This window comes from Methylobacterium sp. 190mf (genome assembly GCF_900107945.1).
GTDB lineage: Bacteria > Pseudomonadota > Alphaproteobacteria > Rhizobiales > Beijerinckiaceae > Methylobacterium.
Genome location: NZ_FNVI01000022.1, coordinates 1 through 16,230, shown reverse-complemented (window position 1 = coordinate 16,230; position 16,230 = coordinate 1). Strand labels below are relative to the sequence as shown.

Sequence of the window (16,230 nt, the reverse complement as noted above, 5' to 3'; positions counted from 1 at the left end):
GGTGCCGGCCGACGGGCGGACAGCCTCATTCGGCAAAGGGTGTGCCAGAAGGGATGCCGGAGAAATCGCTCGGTCTGCCAGAGATTTGGTCGCCTGGAGATCGCTCACGACATCTCGTCGGAAACGAGATATCGTGAGCCAATGACGATATCTCGTGAGTCCGGTGCCGCCGGAAGCTTCGGGCCGGTCTTCGAGGCGAGCCCGGATCCCATGCTGGTCCTCGCGCCGGAGGAGGACCGGGTCGCGGACGCCAACCCGGCGGCGGCGCGCCTCCTCGGCTACGGCCGCCCGGCCTTGCGCGGCGCACGGGCGAGCGCCCTGTTCCCGGGCCAGCTCCCGGCGCTCACGGTCTTCACCGAGGCCGCGCTGGCCCGGGGGCACTGGTGGACGCGCACATTGGCGCCGCGCGACGCGGCCGGGCGCGACCTGCGGGTCGAGACCGCGGCCTTCCCGCTCCCGGGCGACGCGATGCGCCTCCTCGTCACCCTGGCGGACCCGGACACGCTCCACCGCCGCCAGGTCGACGGCGAGGCCGAGGCCCACATGCGCGCCGGCCTCTCGGAGTGGCAGCGCGTGGAGCGCATCTTCCGCGACATCGAGCGGGGCAACCAGCTGATCCTGCGCGCGGCCGGGGAGGGGATCTACGGCGTCAACGCGGAGGGCGTGACCACCTTCGTCAACCCGGCCGCCGCGCGCATGCTCGGCTGCGAGGCCGCCGACCTCGTCGGCCGGGACATGCACGCCGCCGTGCACCACACCCGCCCGGACGGGAGCCACTACCCCCACCGCGACTGCCCGATCTACGCGGCGTTCCGGGACGGGACCGTGCACCAAGTCGATCACGAGGTCTTCTGGCGCGCCGACGGCACCGCCTTCCCGGTCGAGTACACCTCGACGCCGATCCGCGACCGGGGGCGCCTGCTCGGCGCCGTCATCGTGTTCCGCGACATCAGCCAGCGCCGTGAGGCCGAGGCCCGCCTGACGAGCGCACTCGCCGAGGTCGATTCCCTCCGGGAGCGCCTGGAGCTGGAGAACGCCTACCTGAAGGAGGAGATCCGGGCCGAGCGCCAGCACCAGGGCATCATCGGCCGCTCGCCCGCCATCGCGGCGACGCTCCGGCAGGTCGACCGCGTCGCCGCCACCGACGCCACCGTGCTGATCACCGGCGAATCCGGCACCGGCAAGGAGCTGATCGCCCGGGCGATCCACGAGGGCAGCCGCCGCAGTGCCCGCCCGATGATTCGCGTCAACTGCGCGGCGATCCCCCGCGAGCTGTTCGAGAGCGAGTTCTTCGGCCACGCCAAGGGCAGCTTCACGGGGGCGCTGCGCGACCGGATCGGCCGGTTCGAACTCGCCGACGGCGGCACGCTGTTCCTCGACGAGGTCGGCGAGATCCCCCTCGACCTCCAGGGCAAGCTGCTGCGCGTCCTGCAGGAGCGCTCGTTCGAGCGGGTCGGCGAGGCGCGCACGCGGGCGGTGGACGTGCGCGTGGTCGCGGCCACCAACCGGGACCTGCGCGCCGAGATCCGGGCGGGCCGCTTCCGGGAGGACCTCTACTTCCGCCTCAGTGTCTTCCCGATCCAGGCGCGGCCCCTGCGCGAGCGGCCCGAGGACATCCCGCCGATCGCCCAGCACCTGCTCCGGGTCGCCGCGCGCCGCCTCACCGTCCCGGAGCCGCGCCTCACGGAGGGCGATGTCCGCCGCCTCTGCCGCTATTCCTGGCCCGGCAACGTCCGGGAACTGGAGAACGTGATCGAGCGGGCGGTGATCCTCTCCGCCCGGGGGCGCCTCCGCCTCGACCTGCCCGACGGTGAGGCGACCGGACCCGCGGACGCGGCCAGCCCGGCCGCGCCGCCCGGCGGGCGGCCCGCCAGCGAGGCCGAGCGCCGGGCGCGCGACCGCGCCGAGATCGTCGCGGCCCTGGCGCTGGCGGGCGGCCGGATCTCCGGGCCGGGCGGCGCGGCCGCGCTCCTCGGCCTTCGGCCGACGACGCTGGCCTCGCGGATCAAGGCACATGGGATCCCGCGCGGCTGATCCGGCGGGCCCTTGATCCGATCTTAAGGCCGCTGTGCCAAAGCTCGCGCCGGGCTTTCCCCGCGAAGGCGCAGCGTCCCCGACCGATGCACGACCTCTCCGATCCCGTCACTCTCCCGGCCGGCACCGTCCTGTTCGAGGAGGGGGCGATCGGGCACTGCGCCTACCTGATCCTGAGCGGGCGCATCGCGATCTTCCGGCGGCGCGACGGCGGTGAGGCCGTGCTCGCCCGGCGCGGCCCCGGCGAGATCTTCGGCGAGATGGCCATCCTCGACGCCCTCCCGCGCTCCGCCGGCGCGCGCGCCGAGGCGGATTGCGTGCTCGTCCCGGTGGACGCGGCGCAGATCCGCCAGCGGCTCGCCGGCGCCGATCCGATCCTGCGCCTCTGCCTCGAGGGACTCATCGCCCGGCTTCGCGAGACCCTGCCCCGCCTCGGGCCGGCTTCCGCCGAGGGGCTTCAGGCGCCGCCGTCGCCCTCCGCCCGCGCCGATTTCGACGCGACGGTCGCGTCGCTCGCGCAGGAGCGCGCCCTGCGGCGCGCCCTGGCCCGGGACGAGTTCGCGCTGTTCCTGCAGCCGATCGTGCGGCTCGCCACCGGGCGCCTCGCCGGCTTCGAGGCCCTGATCCGCTGGCACGATCCCGAGCGCGGGCTCGTGCCCCCCGCCGCCTTCATTCCGGCCGCCGAGGCGAACGGCCTGATCCTGGCGATCACCGCCTGGGTGATCGACGCGATCGGCCGGATCGTGCCCCGCATCCTGCAGGCCGGCCTGCGCGCGCCCGCCTCCGTCGAGCCCTCCCTGTTCGTGAGCTTCAACGTCACGGCCCAGGATCTCGCCCGCGCGGACATACCGGGCCTCGTCGACGCGATGCTGCGCCGGACCGGCCTCGCGCCCGGCGCCCTCAAGATCGAGGTCACCGAGAGCGCGCTGATGCAGGATCCGGCCGGGGCCGCGGCCGCCCTCGCGCGCTGTCGCGCCGCCGGCCTCGGCATCGCGGTGGACGATTTCGGCACCGGCTACTCCTCGCTCAGCCATCTCAGCACCCTGCCGATCACCACGCTCAAGGTGGACCGGGCCTTCGTCCGGGCAATGCTGGCGGAGCCGCGCGATCGCCGGATCGTCCAGACCATCCTGCGGCTCGCCGAGGAGATCGGGGTGGCGGCGGTCGCGGAGGGCATCGAGGGCCGCGCCGAGGCGGAGGCCCTCGCGGCGATGGGCTGCGCCCTGGGCCAGGGCTACCATTTCGGCCGCCCGATGCCGGAGGCCGACGCCCTCGCGGCGGCGGCGGCCTGGAACGCCGACGCGTGGCGCGTCGGGCTCTCCGGGGAGGCTGATCCGGGGCGGCACGGGTTCCACGCCCGGGCCTGACGGATTCCCGGCCCCGGCGCGGTCTTTCGCCACCCCCGCGAGCGTGGTTTCGATGCACCGGGCGGGCGGGAAGCGCGCGGCTCCGGGCGGAAACGCTTGCATCCGGTGCGTGTTTTCGGACCATGCGTCTTCGGGTCTCGGAGGCGGGCTTTGGGCGGAGACGAGCGGGACGGGCAGATGGCCGAAGGGTCTGCGGGGGCATCCGCGCATCCGGCGCCCTGGGAATTCGTGCTGCCGGAGGAGACGGCCACCGAGGATCTCGGCCTGTTCCTGTCCGAGTTCCTGATGCCCGGGGACGTCGTGGCTCTGTCCGGCGGCCTGGGTGGTGGCAAGACCACGCTCGCCCGCGCGGTCATCCGCGAGCTCGCCGGCGACCCGCGCCTGGAGGTGCCGAGCCCGACCTTCACGCTGATCCAGCCCTACGCGGCCCGCGACGGCCAGCCGATCGTCCACGCCGACCTGTACCGGCTGCGCGACCCCGACGAGTTGGTGGAACTCGGCTTCGACGAGATGGCCGAGGGCGCGATCACCCTGGTGGAGTGGCCCGACCGGATGCCGCCCCGCGCCGGCCCGGTGCTGACCGTGGACCTGTCCCTGCGGGCGGAGTTCGGCCCCGAGGCGCGGCTCGCGCGGATCGACGGCACCGGCGGCATGCGCGCCCGCCTCGACCGGGCCCGCGCGGTGCGCCGCCTCCTCGACCGCAGCGGCTGGGACATCGCCGAGCGGACCTTGATGCAGGGGGACGCCTCCTCCCGCGCCTACGAGCGCCTGACCAAGCCCGACGGCACCAGCGCCGTGCTGATGATCGCGCCGCCGCGACCCGACGGGCCGCCGGTGCGGGACGGCAAGCCCTACAGCGCGATCGTGCACCTCGCCGAGAGCGTCCACGCCTTCGTGGCCCTCGACCGCGGCCTGCGGGCACTCGGCTTCTCGGCCCCGAAGATCTACGGCGAGGACCTGACCGAGGGCCTGCTCATCCTGGAGGATCTCGGCAGCGAGCCGGTGATCGAGGGCGGCGCCCCGCGGCCCGAGCGCTACGCCGAGGCCGTGCGCGTGCTGGCCAAGCTCCACGCCAACCCGCTGCCCCCGGTCCTGCCCGTGGCGGAGGGGATCGAGCACAGGCTGCCGCCCTACGACATGGAGGCGCTGCTGTTCGAGGCGGAGCTGATGCCCGAATGGTACGCCCCGGCGATCCGGAACGTCAGCCTGTCGGCGGCGGCGCGGGCGGCCTTCGTCGACCTGTGGCGGGCGGCGCTCCAGGGGGCGATTCCCGATCGGCCGACCTGGACCCTGCGCGACTACCATTCCCCGAACCTGATCTGGCTGCCCGAGCGCGACGGGCTGGAGCGGGTCGGGCTGATCGATTTCCAGGACGCCGTCATGGGCCACCCGGCCTACGACGTCGCCTCGCTGCTGCAGGATGCCCGGGTCGATTCCAGCGCGGAGTTCGAGCTGCGGCTCCTCGGCCTCTATGCCCGCGAGCGCCGCGGCCGGGACCCGACCTTCGACGTCGGCGCCTTCGCCACCGCCTACGCGCTGCTGGCGGCCCAGCGGGCCACCAAGATCCTCGGCATCTTCGCGCGCCTCGACCGGCGCGACGGCAAGCCCGGCTACCTCGCCCACCTGCCGCGGATCGAGGGCTACCTCGCCCGCAACCTCGCCCATCCGGCGCTCGCCGGTCTGCGGGCCTGGCACGCGGACCATCTGCCGGGCCTCGTCGCCCCGGCGCCCGACCCCTGACCACCGGATTCCCGACCGCATGAGCGATCCCAGCCCCGCCGTCAGCCGCGCCTTCGTCCTGGCCGCGGGCCTGGGCAAGCGCATGCGGCCGGTGACCGCCACCGTGCCGAAACCCCTGGTGGAGGTGTCCGGCAAGGCCCTGCTCGACCACGCCCTCGACCGGGTCGCCGAGGCCGGGATCGGGAGCGCAGTCGTCAACGTCCACTACCTCGCCGACCTGATCGAGGGGCACCTCGCGCGCCGGGCCGAGGGGGCGGCCCCGGGACCGGCCACGACCGTCTCCGACGAGCGCGCGGCGCTGCTGGAGACGGGCGGCGGCATCCGCAAGGCGCTGCCGCTCCTGGGCGACGCGCCGTTCGTGGTGCTGAACTCGGATTCGTTCTGGCTCGAGGGGCCGGCCTCCAACCTGCGCCGGCTGATCGAGACCTGGGACGGGGACCGCATGGACGGCCTGCTGCTGGTAGCACCGACCGCCACCAGCCTCGGCTACGAGGGCTCCGGGGATTTCGTGATGGATCCGGACGGCCGCCTAGAGCGCCGCGGCGAGCGCGCGGTGGCGCCGTTCATCTACGCGGGGGTGGCGATCCTCACGCCGGGCCTCTTCGCCGACACGCCGGAGGGCGCGTTCTCGCTCAACCTGCTGTTCGACCGGGCGATCGCGGCGGGGCGGCTGTTCGGGATGCGGCTCGACGGCCAGTGGCTGCATGTCGGCACGCCGGAGGCGATCCGGGCCGCGGAGGAGCGCGTTCGCGCGAGCGCCCGGGCCCCGTAGAGAGCCGGATCCGGGGCACGATGCGCGGAGCGCGAAGTCCTTGTCCGAAGTGTCTTGCCAAGCCGGATCTGAGCCTCTAGAAGCCCCTTCACACCGGCGGGCCGAGAGCCCGCCGCCGTGTCAGGCGCCCGTAGCTCAGCTGGATAGAGCACCAGACTACGAATCTGGGGGTCAGAGGTTCGAATCCTTTCGGGCGCGCCATCAACTACCTGATTTTGCTAGATAATCAGGAACGCCGGGCCAGCGACGGTTGGCGAGTTTGCAAGCGGTTTGCATACTCCGTGGCCGACGACTTTTCCCACCTCTCGATTGCACGATCAGCCAGTCCCCCGGATCGCGCCATATAGCGGTCGAGGATCTGGGTCACGCTCGCTAGCTTATGGCCGGTGATTGCCGCGATTTCCTGTGGCGTGGATCCGACTTCCGAAAGCAGCGTGATTGCAGTTCCTCGTAAGTCGTGGAAGTGCAACGCTACCGGGTCTCTGAAGCCGAACAATCTGGCCCGATCGAGCTGTGCTTCGCGCGTCGCTCGATGCCACGTACGAGCGAAATGCCGCTTGCCGAACGAGCGGCCGGACTTCGTGGTGACGATGTGCGATGTCGTCTGATCCATCCCATCGAGTGTGCCGCGTAACGCCTCGGTACACGGGATCCTCATGAGCGGCGCTGCCCGTCCATGCCGCGCGTTCTTGCCCTGCCTCAGCCAAATATTCTTGCCGTCGTACGCCGACCACTCCAGTCCCAAAATATCGGCCTGCCGCTGTCCGGTGTGCAGCGCGAGCATGAGCGCCCGCTGTAACTCTAGCGGCGCCACGCTCATGAACGCCTCGATATGCTCGGGCAGCCAAATGACCTCCGATCGATCGGCGCTGTGTAAGCGTTCAAATCCGCGAACGTGGTTGAAGTGGATGTGACCCCGGCGCTTGGCCCACGTAAGCATGGCTGACAGTACCGAAAGCCTGTTGTCTGACTCACGCTCTCCCGAATCGGTCGCCACCTTGTCCCGCCAGTCCATGAAAACAGTTATGACTTCGTGATCCTGTAGAGCCAAAACCGGCATATCGCCAAACTCTGGCTCCATGGTTGTGAGCATGCGCCGGTATTCCCTTTGCGTGCTCAATGCCAACTTCTTATTGAACTCCGGCGAGTCGGTGTATCGCCTGATGAGCCAAATTACGTCCTGTGTTGTTTGCGAGCGACGGATGCTCGCCTGGGCGGCGGCATAACTGGCTCGAAATTCAACTGTTCCTGGCAGTCCGGTAAGGCGAGTCTTGGTTGCGCGGTGGTAATAATAAATATTTTCAGTGCCGTCCGCGCGTTGCTTGCGGACTATGTTGACCCCCGGCAGTTCGCTGATCACGTCGCATCTTCCACTGTTGTAGGTGATGAGCCTCCTTCAGTGGGTGGGCACAGGAATTAACCCGGCCGAGAAAAAAATCAATTTCGGCTACCAGCCAGCGCTTGGTGCCACGCAATGGGCCGGGGACGAGCCCAAGCTTCATCCACCGGGTGAATTGGCCGGGGGTGATACGGCACAGCTCCGCAGCCTCAGCCTTCGTGACACACCGGGGCGACAACAAACTGGTATCCGACATCGTTCTCGAACGCGCTGCCAACGACCGTCCCTGGCTCGCCGTGCGGAGCGCTGCACGTGCATGCCGGAAGCGCGAAAGTCGCGTTCCTGAGTACATATAACGGCGGGACGATCTCGCGAGCTGGTTTGGCGCCAAAGGTCCTCGTAGCTAGCGCTCAGCCCTACCTAGCATGGGCCCTGGATCGTTGATTCAACTTCAGCGAGGGACCGTTCGGGCGTATGCGTATGGATGAACCGGGGGCAGAATTTGATGACCGCTGGAGCGCTGGAGCCAATCCCGAGCCCGAGCACTCAGCTTGATGGCAGGGGCGCGGCCTATGCACGGTTGCGCGAGCAGTTGCGCCCGTTGCTAGAGCACGGTCGAATCGGGCAATTCGACCACGTCGAGCTGATTGAGATCACGGCCACACCGCGCGGGGCTCAACCCTTGAACGTCCTTTCGCTGGCCGTTCTTGCGGAAGGCCGCCCGGACGTGAGCGATGCCGATCGACCGCAATTTCCGATCCCACGGATACGGGTCGATGGCTTTCGCGACTGGTCCTTTGGCGTCGCGCGCACGCTCCGACCCTTGCCGGCCCTCGATCGAACCCTGGAGAATTATGCGCAAACTGGGGTGTGGGGGCTGAGCGGCTGTGCCCTCCAAGTCGGTGCTCTGTGGCCCGAGCCCCCGATGTTTGCGCCTCCTGATGGCTCAGTGGCCGTCCCGCTCAATAGGGTCCTCAAAAACAATTTCTGGGCTGGGTCATACGTGTTCCGCCTGCTTGATCGGCAGAAGCTGCACCTCACCCCCTTCTTCGCCGACCGCCGCCGCCTGCAGCAACTGTCCGAAGCGGTGTCGGCCGCCGTCCCGATTGCCTTCGCCGGCTTAGCGGACCTGTTGGGGGACGTGCTGATACAGGTGCCGGTCACAGTCGTCGTGCCCAGTGTCGCGGTGCCCCGGGACGGCGACCATTTGCGGCTTGAGACGATATGGCGGCCGGGAACGCTGCCGCGTGCCCTAACGGCTGCCGCGCGAGCCAAATGGGACGAACTCCTGACAGGCGCCGCGGTCAGCGAGCGGCTCGAATGCAGCGGCGACCTAGCGGTCGATGGCCGGCGGCGACCCGTCGAGTCGGAGGTGCTCGACGTTGGGTCAGGCGCGCTCCTGATCGCGACCGCGCCGACCTCGGTGTTGAGACAGATCACGCTCAACAGCCACATGCTGCAGCACGAACCCCGGCTGTTCAGCGCCGCGGACCATGACGACGTCGTTAGGCCGGAGCGCGTCGGCCTCATCGCGACGACGAGGACCGTCGTCGGTGAGGATCCTGGCCAGGATGCCGACTTTTGGCTCGGTCGGCGTCAAGAGATGGAAGAGCGCCGCCGCCTGGAGGAGACGCGCGATTTCGTCCAGTACCGGCCGGCCGCCGGCTCGTCGGCGGAGCGGGCCCGCGCTCTGGCCGACATCCGCTTCCTCATCGCCCGACATGGCGAGGGAGGGGTGGACCTGTGGGACCCATACCTCACTGCCGCTGATCTCCTTCAGACACTGTTTTGGTGCCCCCACGGCGGAGTACTCTTGAGGGGCCTGAGCGGCGGAAGCGATCCGCCACGCGTGGCGCGACCGGGAGGGGCCGAGCCGGGGTCGGTGCAGCCACCGCCGGCCTCATTCGCGGATCGCCAGCGGGTCCTCCTCGCTCGCGACGGCGGCAACCTGGAGGGCCTGAGGCTGGAGTACCGCAACAGCCGGGGGCCCGGCGGCTGGGCGTTCCACGACCGGTTCCTGATCTTCCCGAACGGCCCGGACGGTCCGCTGGCGTGGTCGCTGGGCACGTCCGTCAACAGCCTGGGCAACGCGCACCACATCCTGCAGCGCGTCTCGAACCCCGCGCTGATCGCCGGGGCCTTCCAGGATCTCTGGTCCGCGGTGGACCAGCCGGAGCACGTCGTCTGGAGGTCGTGGTGACCGCGCGAGTGCGGGCACTCGCCCGCCTCCTGGAAGCTTGGGATGGTCAGGTCGAGCCGCCCGTCGCTGTAGAGGCCGTGATCCGGGAGGGCGGGTCCGCGGTGACAAACGCCACGCTCGATAGCTTGTTGGTCGCGGCCCGCCGGGACCTCGGCGACGTGCCGACCGCGCTCGCGGCCCTGCCGACCCTGGACCCGGATGGGGTGCGCCGGTTGTCCGCGCGCCTCGGTTGGGTCGTGCACACGCTGTGCGAGCTGGATCCGGGCACCGACAACGCCGTGCAGAGGTTCGAAGCGGCTTTGGTCTGCGCGGCTTTCTGGGATGAGGCCGGGGGTTTCTGGGAGGCGGCGCGATCGCGGTTCGTCGAACGAGAACTCATCCCGGCAGGTCTCCGGGCGGTCATCCGGGGCCGGGCGCCGAACGCTCATGTCCCAGCGAATGCGCCGGTCTGGGAGTGCGAGCACCTGGCCTTCCTGCAAAACGCGGAGCGGGCGAGCGATTGGGCGCAGCTCGCGGAGCTGGCCCGCGCCTTCCCGCGCTTACCAAAACTCGACGCCGCCGCGATGCAGGCGCTTCACGGATTGCTCGCGCTGGACCGCCCCAGCCTGATCCGCCTCGTCAATGGCGTCGAGAGTTGGACGCACGGTCACTTGCTGTTGGGGTCGTTGCCTCTCGAAGAGGCCTTCCGTGTCGCTGTTGAAACCGCCAGCCCGCACGCCCGCTTCGCCGCGGTCGAGCGTGTCGTCCGGCGAGAGAGGCGCACCCTCACCCTTAATGAAGGGGCGGCCCTCACCGATCTGCTCACCGTCCTCGCGGCCGACGAGCCCGGGTGGCCCAGTTGGCTTGCGGTGTTCAACCGCTATCCCGTCCGCAACCCGCACATGCAGGAATCCCTCGGCCGTGCGCTCGCCCGCGCCAGCGACGGTGCACTCGAAGCTTACGTGTACAGCATCTCGCTCAGCACCCTGGGCGGTGATGGGCGCGCCGCTGTCACTGGCTGCCTAACGGCATTCCGAGTCCGTGCGGACGCCGAGCGGCGGCGGGTCCTCTGGAGGAGCGCCCACCAGCGGTGGCGGGCGTGGGACTTCGACGCGGGTGACCGGGATGGTACCCTGACCGGGATTGCGACCACCGAACTCGACTATGCTGTCGTGGGCTGGCTCGTCGAAGGGCACTCCGAAAGCGCTTCGGACCCGGACGCCGAATTTGCGCGCGGCCTTCACGAACTGGACCTATGTTGGCACGCGTCTGTCAGCGTGGCGATCTCGACCTTCTTTCGGCTCCTCTCACACTACCAAATCACCGCCCACGCGAGGGGGGTATCGCCGGACGGCAATGACTGGCTCCCGGGCCCGGGCGCTCACTTGCCGCCAGCCGCGGCCGAACCGTTCGTCCGCCGCCGCTATCACTGGGACGTGAGTTGAGGACGGAAACACGCGCAGGGCCGCCGCCGGCAGCCGTCCTCTGGTGCATCGAATTTCGCGCGTCGGACAAACTCAGCGACGGACACGTCGTGATGGGTCCGACGCTGACTTTTTCCGACACTCGACGGGTACGCGTTTCGTGTCCTCGGCGATGCTCTCACCGCGCTCTAGCTTGAAATCGTCATGGCCGTGGCTGCGTCCTTTGGACGGAGCGTCCGGTGGACGCTGCCCACGCCGATCCCGAGCCGCTTGGCGATCTTGGCCATGCTCAGGCCCTCCGCTGCCAGCGCCTCGATCTCGGCGGCACGGGCTCGCGCGGTCGGCTTACGCCCCTTGTACAGCCCGGCGGCCTTGGCCTTGGCGATGCCCTCGCGCTGGCGCTCCAGCATCATTTCCCGCTCAAACTGCGCCACGCCGGCCAGCACGTTGAGCATCAGCTTGCCTGTCGAAGTACCCGTATCCACGCCTAAGCTCAGGATGCGCAGCGCCACACCCTTGGCTTCGAGCCCGGTCAGAATCTCGCCCATATGCGTCACTGATCGGGCCAGCCGGTCGAGCTTGGTCACAACGAGCGTGTCGCCCTCCCGGACGAACTCCAGCGCCGCCGTCAGCTGCGGGCGTTTCGCGACCGAAGACACTTGCTCACTGAACAACCTTTCACAGCCTACGCGCTCCAGCTCGCGAAGTTGCGCCTCAAACCCGGCCTCCTGGTCGAGAGTGGAAACTCGGGCGTACCCCACCAGCATGCTGGACCTCGGCGAACCGTTCCAATAGACTCATTGACATTGGACACGATCGCATTCCAAAAATCAAAGTGATTTTATCGGAATAGGATTTGGGGCGTGGTGGAACGCTCCACATGACCAAGCCCTATTGGATCGGCAATGCCGTTGCTGCCAAAGCATGGCTTCAAGCGGACGAACCGTGGACCTGCGCAACACCTGTTATGGGGGGCTACCCATGGCAGTCGCTCGCCGAGCGACCGCTGCCGGATCAGCGCGGACATTTCGTGCTGGACTTTGCACGGACTAACCCATTGTATAAAAATCACTTTTTGTACCGCTTATTACTCTTGATTTTTGGAACGATAGCCCTTGGTATCCAACGGGGGGACAGTCGAGTAATCATATCAGACAAGCAGCTTTGAGGATAACAGATGCCTGCTCGCATCAAAATTGTATCCAAGCCCAAAAAACTCTACCGCTATCGTGCTCTGACTGACAAACATGATGACCCTGCCGGAAAAACATTCAAACAGGAAATAAAGGCCATCAAAGACAACTACATCTGGGCGTCAAATTTCAAAGCAATGAACGACCCGATGGAAGGTCTATACAAAGGAGATGATACTTTTCGAGAAAGAGTAGATTTGTATCATGCCTTGTTCCAAAGTAAATTGAATGTTGGTATTGTCTCATTCTCTGAAACGCCCACAAATGAACTGATGTGGGCGCATTATACAAATAACATGAGAGGTATTTGTATCGAATATGATGTAAGCAAGCTGCTCGCGGAATTAGATGACGATGATCAACTCGTGCGCATGACATATGACGAGGAAATGCCCGTTATTTCTAAGACAGCATCTATTGACAGCCTCGCACGCAGCGTCCTTGGGCGTAAAAATCACCGCTGGAGTCAAGAACGAGAATGGCGATTAATGACAACTAAGATGAATGAAGTGAGATACAACAATCCCGAATGTATTACAAGAATAATCTTGGGAACCAATCTAGATAATCATCAGACTGATCGCTTCGAAGAACTCACTCAGTTTGAGATAAAATATATTGACGTTGATGATTACAAACTTACAGTCGTCGGCTCGGATGACCCACCTCGCTTCGCTGTCAGCTAGTTTGTTCATAATGAGATGTATTTGAACCGGTATGCGACGGCAGCGGCAGCATCGGGTTGCCACCGCCGGCAGCTGCACTGCCAGGCTACCCATCGATCTGACGCGCAGGGAGGGGTACAGCCGGACACTCATGCCGGGTACGTTCCTGCTCTGCAGTTTCGAAGGGCAAGCCCCAACGGAACGCTGACTCGGTTTCGTTTGGCTGGTTCGGTGGTCAGCGGTTCGGCTTGGGCGGTCGAACACAGCTCAGTGGCCCGTGGAGCAGCTGGTACGGCGCGGGCCTACACATAATGAACCCGCGTTCGGTGCATGCTTTTGCAATCATGCGATATTATGGCGAGCTGCCTCCGAGTTGTCGGAGGCTTGGATGACGCACCCATATCCGCGTCTTTGGGCCGGCCCCTCCCCGGGCGTGACGCATATGGTGAAGCTGCGCCACTCGGCTAACAAAGCGGTGGTCGTCTACACCAACAATCGATCAAGCGATCTAAAGCCGAGATCCGGGAGTGAGCCGCTACAAATATTAGCCTTTATTCATACAAAATATGCTATTTTATTGAACTGAGAGTTTTGTTGATTGCGCTCACAGCGGCATTGCCATGACCCTGGGCCTGCGCTCCTCGTAATGTACAAGTCCTTACATCGCTGGTATTTGTTGAAGCTGCATAGGCCAACCCGGCACACTGTGTTGCTTCGTCGCGAGCAACATTCAAGCTTTCGACATCGATTTTTATAATACCAAACTGACGAACTTGTGGCAATGACGCTATAAAAAGCAAAACACCAATCCCTAGTACTCGCCAGCTCTTTGCGGAAGTCCACTCAATTGTTACACCAAATAACTGAGTGGGCGTTACAGCGCCCAACAATATTAGTATGACTGCCCCAACGAGCAAGACACTATTTGCGTCTCTAAGGAATTGAAACAAACCCTCGGGCAGCATTATGTGTGATCCCAATAGCCATGCCGATTTCTAGCTTAACCACATTATCCTGTGTCAATCCTGCAACAGTCCCTTGCAGATCGGTCAAAATGGTCGCCGCCTGACGATGTCGTGATCGTGTCAGTGACGATTGAGCGCCGGGGTGCTTGGCCGCTGCTTTGGCCGCGGTAGACCAATGGCTGCCAACTGGAACGGCGGCTCGGCGGCGACGTACGGCACGCTGATTGGCCCGGCCCAAGTGACCGCCTGGGTGATCGAAATGTCTACGAAAGGGCGGCGCCACCCGCTTTGGACGCTGACGGCCGCCTTCGGCCTGGTCACACTCGGGCTCAGCTTCTTGGCTGCTGGACTACCAGGCGTTGGGTCATGGCTCATGCTCTATGGTGCCGGCAACGGCATCTACTCGCTTGCCCGGGGTACGGTGCCACTCGCGCTGTTCGGTGCTGACCGCTACGCCTCGTTGATCGGCCGACTAGCTCGGCCGGGCCTCGTGGCTCAAGCGCTTGCCCCGCCCATCGGTGCGTTCGTGCTCGCGCATGGGAGCGCCGATGCATTGCTATGGGTTTTGGTGGCACTCGCCGCGACGAACCTGGGACTGGTTAGAGCGCTCTGGCGGTTACGCTGACGCTACGCTTGCACCACAGTGGCAACCTGCTGTTGCAGGTATTATCGCCCCGACCTTCACGAACAACAGGATCAGGCTGAACCCGGGCACACCCATGAAGCAGTCCCTGGTCCGCGTCGCTGGAACTCGCTGATGTCCTCGCCCCGGTTCAGCCGATCGACCAGCTCCTGGGCGCGCTCGCGCGTCGGGCGGTGGACAGGCATGCCATCGACCAAATGCTGCTTCCAGCGGCCGTCGGCCGCTGACCACACCTCAACCGTCCAGCAAGGGATGTTCGGGTGGTCGGGGTTGGTGTCATCCGCCGCGCGGAACCGGGGAGCAAGAATGGCCATGAGGCGCTCGGATGATGGTGCCACTCATTCAAAGAAAGCTTCCTGAAGTTCACCCGAAATGCGTGGGTACCAACATGAACCGCTGGATCCATATCCCAGCGCGTACGTCTCCTCCGAAGTCGATGCGCCGGCTCCAAAACCCAAAAAGTTCGTTGTTCCGGAAAATCACCGGGGGCACGGGAGGATACCTCCAGAAATTACAGGAACTTCGCAATTTCTGGAGGCTTTAAATCAACGCTACGAAACGGATCCGCTTGCAGTAATGCTGAATTGCATCTCCTCGAAGCCTTGCGGCTTTAAAATCTCGTTTGCAATAAACTCCACCAGCTCGAATAGATCGGAATTTCTGGAAACAAAAATATACATCGATAAAACGCCAATCTGCTCGACGTAGCCGAAAAATTCTCTCGTCCAGCACGAAAGACATTCATTTATTTCCGGGAATATTTCCTTGTCTCCATCGGCTGGCATGTATGTCAAAACGACACGGCGGGTGGCGAACTTATTGAGCATCTCGATTTCCTCGGCACCACAAGCGGTGCACACGAGGTGGGGCTCATGACGTGTTGACGTACTAAGGAGCGATTTTTCGCGATCGAAGCTCAAGCTGCTCCTGATGATCTCTGCGCGATTGCCAGCGCAATTCCCAGCAGGTGCTTCCGCGGCTTGCCGGTGAGGGCGGCCCACGCCCGAAGCAGCTGGCGCGTGTCGCCGTCACCCATACTGCCGGTGTCAATGGGTGGGCTCGGCTCGAACAAGCTGCTGGGCGCACCCACGAACCAGAAACCCGGCTCGACGCACAACGCCCGGGCGATTTGCACCAGCCGGTACGGGCTGAGGCGCAGAGCGCCAGTCTCGTAATCCCGGTACGTCCGCTCGTTGAGCCCCAGCACCTCGGCAAGGCTGTATGTCGTATGCCCGCGGATCATCCGCTGCAGCCGCATGCGCTTGCCGATGTGGCGATCAACCGGGTTGGGGACGTGGTTTTTCGCGCGCCGGGGCATCGCAAGCAGCTCATAGAGAAGGGGTTTCGGACGATTTCCTCCCCCTGATCATAAATAAGGTCCTGGGCACTTCGGACCCGCCCAATCAGAAATGAAGCACCGCCGGCCCTTTGCCGGACGTGTCGCCACGGCTTGCTCGGGCCCTAGCTTGATCGTCGGTAGGAACGCGTGGGCGAGGTCGTGTCCCTGGAGGTGGTGTAGCTCGCCGGTAGCGGGAGAGCCCGCCTGCGCGCCCTTCACAGCGCTGTAGCAGGCGGGATCTCTCGCGGGGTGGTCATCGGCGGTTGCCGGGTAGGGTCGGGTTGCGAGCACCAACCGCGAACCCGAGAGCCCCCCGATGACCGACGAGATGATGGCCCTGCGCGGGCTGATGGAGAAGAGCGCCGACGCCGATTTGCTGCGCGAGATGATCGGCTTTGCGGCCGAGCGGCTAATGGAGCTGGAGGTTGGTGGCCTGACCGGCGCGGCCCATGGCGAGAAGAGCGCCGAGCGGCTGGTCCAGCGCAACGGCTACCGTGACCGGGATTGGCAGACGCGGGCCGGCACGGTCGAGCTGCGCATTCCGAAGCTGCGCAAGGGCAGCTACTTTCC

At 65.8% G+C, this 16,230-nt stretch carries 15 protein-coding genes, 1 tRNA gene and 1 pseudogene; 11 read left to right on the top strand and 6 right to left on the bottom strand.

From position 1 onward, the window contains the following. Positions 1–141 precede the first annotated feature (141 nt). From C4T42_RS23160 to C4T42_RS23140, 5 genes are all read left to right on the top strand, one after another. A complete protein-coding gene (locus C4T42_RS23160; protein WP_026604645.1) occupies positions 142–2,034 on the top strand; it encodes a sigma 54-interacting transcriptional regulator in 1,893 nt (630 codons plus the stop codon). 86 nt (positions 2,035–2,120) lie between these two features. Further along, positions 2,121–3,401 (top strand): EAL domain-containing protein, encoded by a 1,281-nt coding sequence (locus C4T42_RS23155; protein ID WP_103985935.1) that lies wholly within the window; start codon positions 2,121–2,123, stop codon positions 3,399–3,401. 177 nt (positions 3,402–3,578) lie between these two features. Next, positions 3,579–5,141 carry a tRNA (adenosine(37)-N6)-threonylcarbamoyltransferase complex ATPase subunit type 1 TsaE gene (gene tsaE, locus C4T42_RS23150; protein ID WP_244603263.1) on the top strand — a complete coding sequence of 521 codons (1,563 nt, stop codon included), beginning with the start codon at positions 3,579–3,581 and terminating at the stop codon, positions 5,139–5,141. A 19-nt stretch (positions 5,142–5,160) separates the two neighbouring features. Further along, entirely contained in the window at positions 5,161–5,913 is a 753-nt protein-coding gene (locus tag C4T42_RS23145; protein WP_103985933.1) for a nucleotidyltransferase family protein, read from the top strand. Positions 5,914–6,037: 124 nt separating this feature from the next. After that, positions 6,038–6,114 (top strand) — tRNA-Arg (locus tag C4T42_RS23140). Positions 6,115–6,139: 25 nt separating this feature from the next. On the opposite strand, the gene C4T42_RS23135 is transcribed toward C4T42_RS23140, so the two are convergent. Beyond that, entirely contained in the window at positions 6,140–7,273 is a 1,134-nt protein-coding gene (locus tag C4T42_RS23135) for a tyrosine-type recombinase/integrase (RefSeq protein WP_103985932.1), read from the bottom strand. Positions 7,274–7,757: 484 nt separating this feature from the next. On the opposite strand from C4T42_RS23135, the gene C4T42_RS23130 reads away from it, so the two are divergent. Beyond that, on the top strand, positions 7,758–9,452 hold the full coding sequence (locus C4T42_RS23130) for a VPA1262 family N-terminal domain-containing protein (protein ID WP_146074026.1): 1,695 nt from the start codon (positions 7,758–7,760) through the stop codon (positions 9,450–9,452). After that, positions 9,449–10,876, top strand: coding sequence for a hypothetical protein (locus C4T42_RS23125; RefSeq protein ID WP_146074025.1), 1,428 nt, complete (start codon positions 9,449–9,451; stop codon positions 10,874–10,876). Before C4T42_RS23130 ends, C4T42_RS23125 begins: the two co-directional genes overlap by 4 nt. 167 nt (positions 10,877–11,043) lie before the next feature. On the opposite strand, the gene C4T42_RS23120 is transcribed toward C4T42_RS23125, so the two are convergent. Further along, complete coding sequence (locus C4T42_RS23120; RefSeq protein WP_103985929.1) at positions 11,044–11,622, bottom strand: recombinase family protein; 579 nt, start codon at positions 11,620–11,622, stop codon at positions 11,044–11,046. A 113-nt stretch (positions 11,623–11,735) separates the two neighbouring features. Here C4T42_RS23120 and C4T42_RS31575 point away from each other — a divergent pair, with 113 nt between their 5' ends. Together C4T42_RS31575 and C4T42_RS23115 are read left to right on the top strand one after the other, a co-directional pair. Next, positions 11,736–12,023, top strand: coding sequence for a hypothetical protein (locus C4T42_RS31575; RefSeq protein WP_146074024.1), 288 nt, complete (start codon positions 11,736–11,738; stop codon positions 12,021–12,023). Between the two features lie 9 nt (positions 12,024–12,032). After that, on the top strand, positions 12,033–12,734 hold the full coding sequence (locus C4T42_RS23115) for a DUF2971 domain-containing protein (protein ID WP_103985928.1): 702 nt from the start codon (positions 12,033–12,035) through the stop codon (positions 12,732–12,734). Between the two features lie 548 nt (positions 12,735–13,282). Here C4T42_RS23115 and C4T42_RS31570 read toward each other — a convergent pair. Further along, the gene (locus C4T42_RS31570) at positions 13,283–13,678 is read right to left on the bottom strand and encodes a hypothetical protein (protein WP_146074023.1); all 396 of its coding nucleotides are present in this window, start codon (positions 13,676–13,678) and stop codon (positions 13,283–13,285) included. Positions 13,679–13,880: 202 nt separating this feature from the next. On the opposite strand from C4T42_RS31570, the pseudogene C4T42_RS23110 reads away from it, so the two are divergent. Beyond that, positions 13,881–14,303 (top strand): annotated as a pseudogene (locus C4T42_RS23110) (MFS transporter); the annotation flags it as partial. Between the two features lie 71 nt (positions 14,304–14,374). On the opposite strand, the gene C4T42_RS31565 reads toward C4T42_RS23110, so the two are convergent. From C4T42_RS31565 to C4T42_RS23105, 3 genes are all read right to left on the bottom strand, one after another. After that, positions 14,375–14,635, bottom strand: a complete 261-nt coding sequence (locus tag C4T42_RS31565) for a hypothetical protein (RefSeq protein WP_146074022.1) — start codon at positions 14,633–14,635, stop codon at positions 14,375–14,377. Positions 14,636–14,872: 237 nt separating this feature from the next. Then, positions 14,873–15,148, bottom strand: coding sequence for a hypothetical protein (locus C4T42_RS31560; RefSeq protein ID WP_146074021.1), 276 nt, complete (start codon positions 15,146–15,148; stop codon positions 14,873–14,875). 89 nt (positions 15,149–15,237) lie between these two features. After that, entirely contained in the window at positions 15,238–15,639 is a 402-nt protein-coding gene (locus C4T42_RS23105; protein WP_103985927.1) for a helix-turn-helix transcriptional regulator, read from the bottom strand. Positions 15,640–15,976: 337 nt separating this feature from the next. On the opposite strand from C4T42_RS23105, the gene C4T42_RS23095 reads away from it, so the two are divergent. Then, a partial coding sequence (locus C4T42_RS23095; RefSeq protein WP_181049204.1) for a transposase occupies positions 15,977–16,230 on the top strand: 254 nt, incomplete at its 3' end.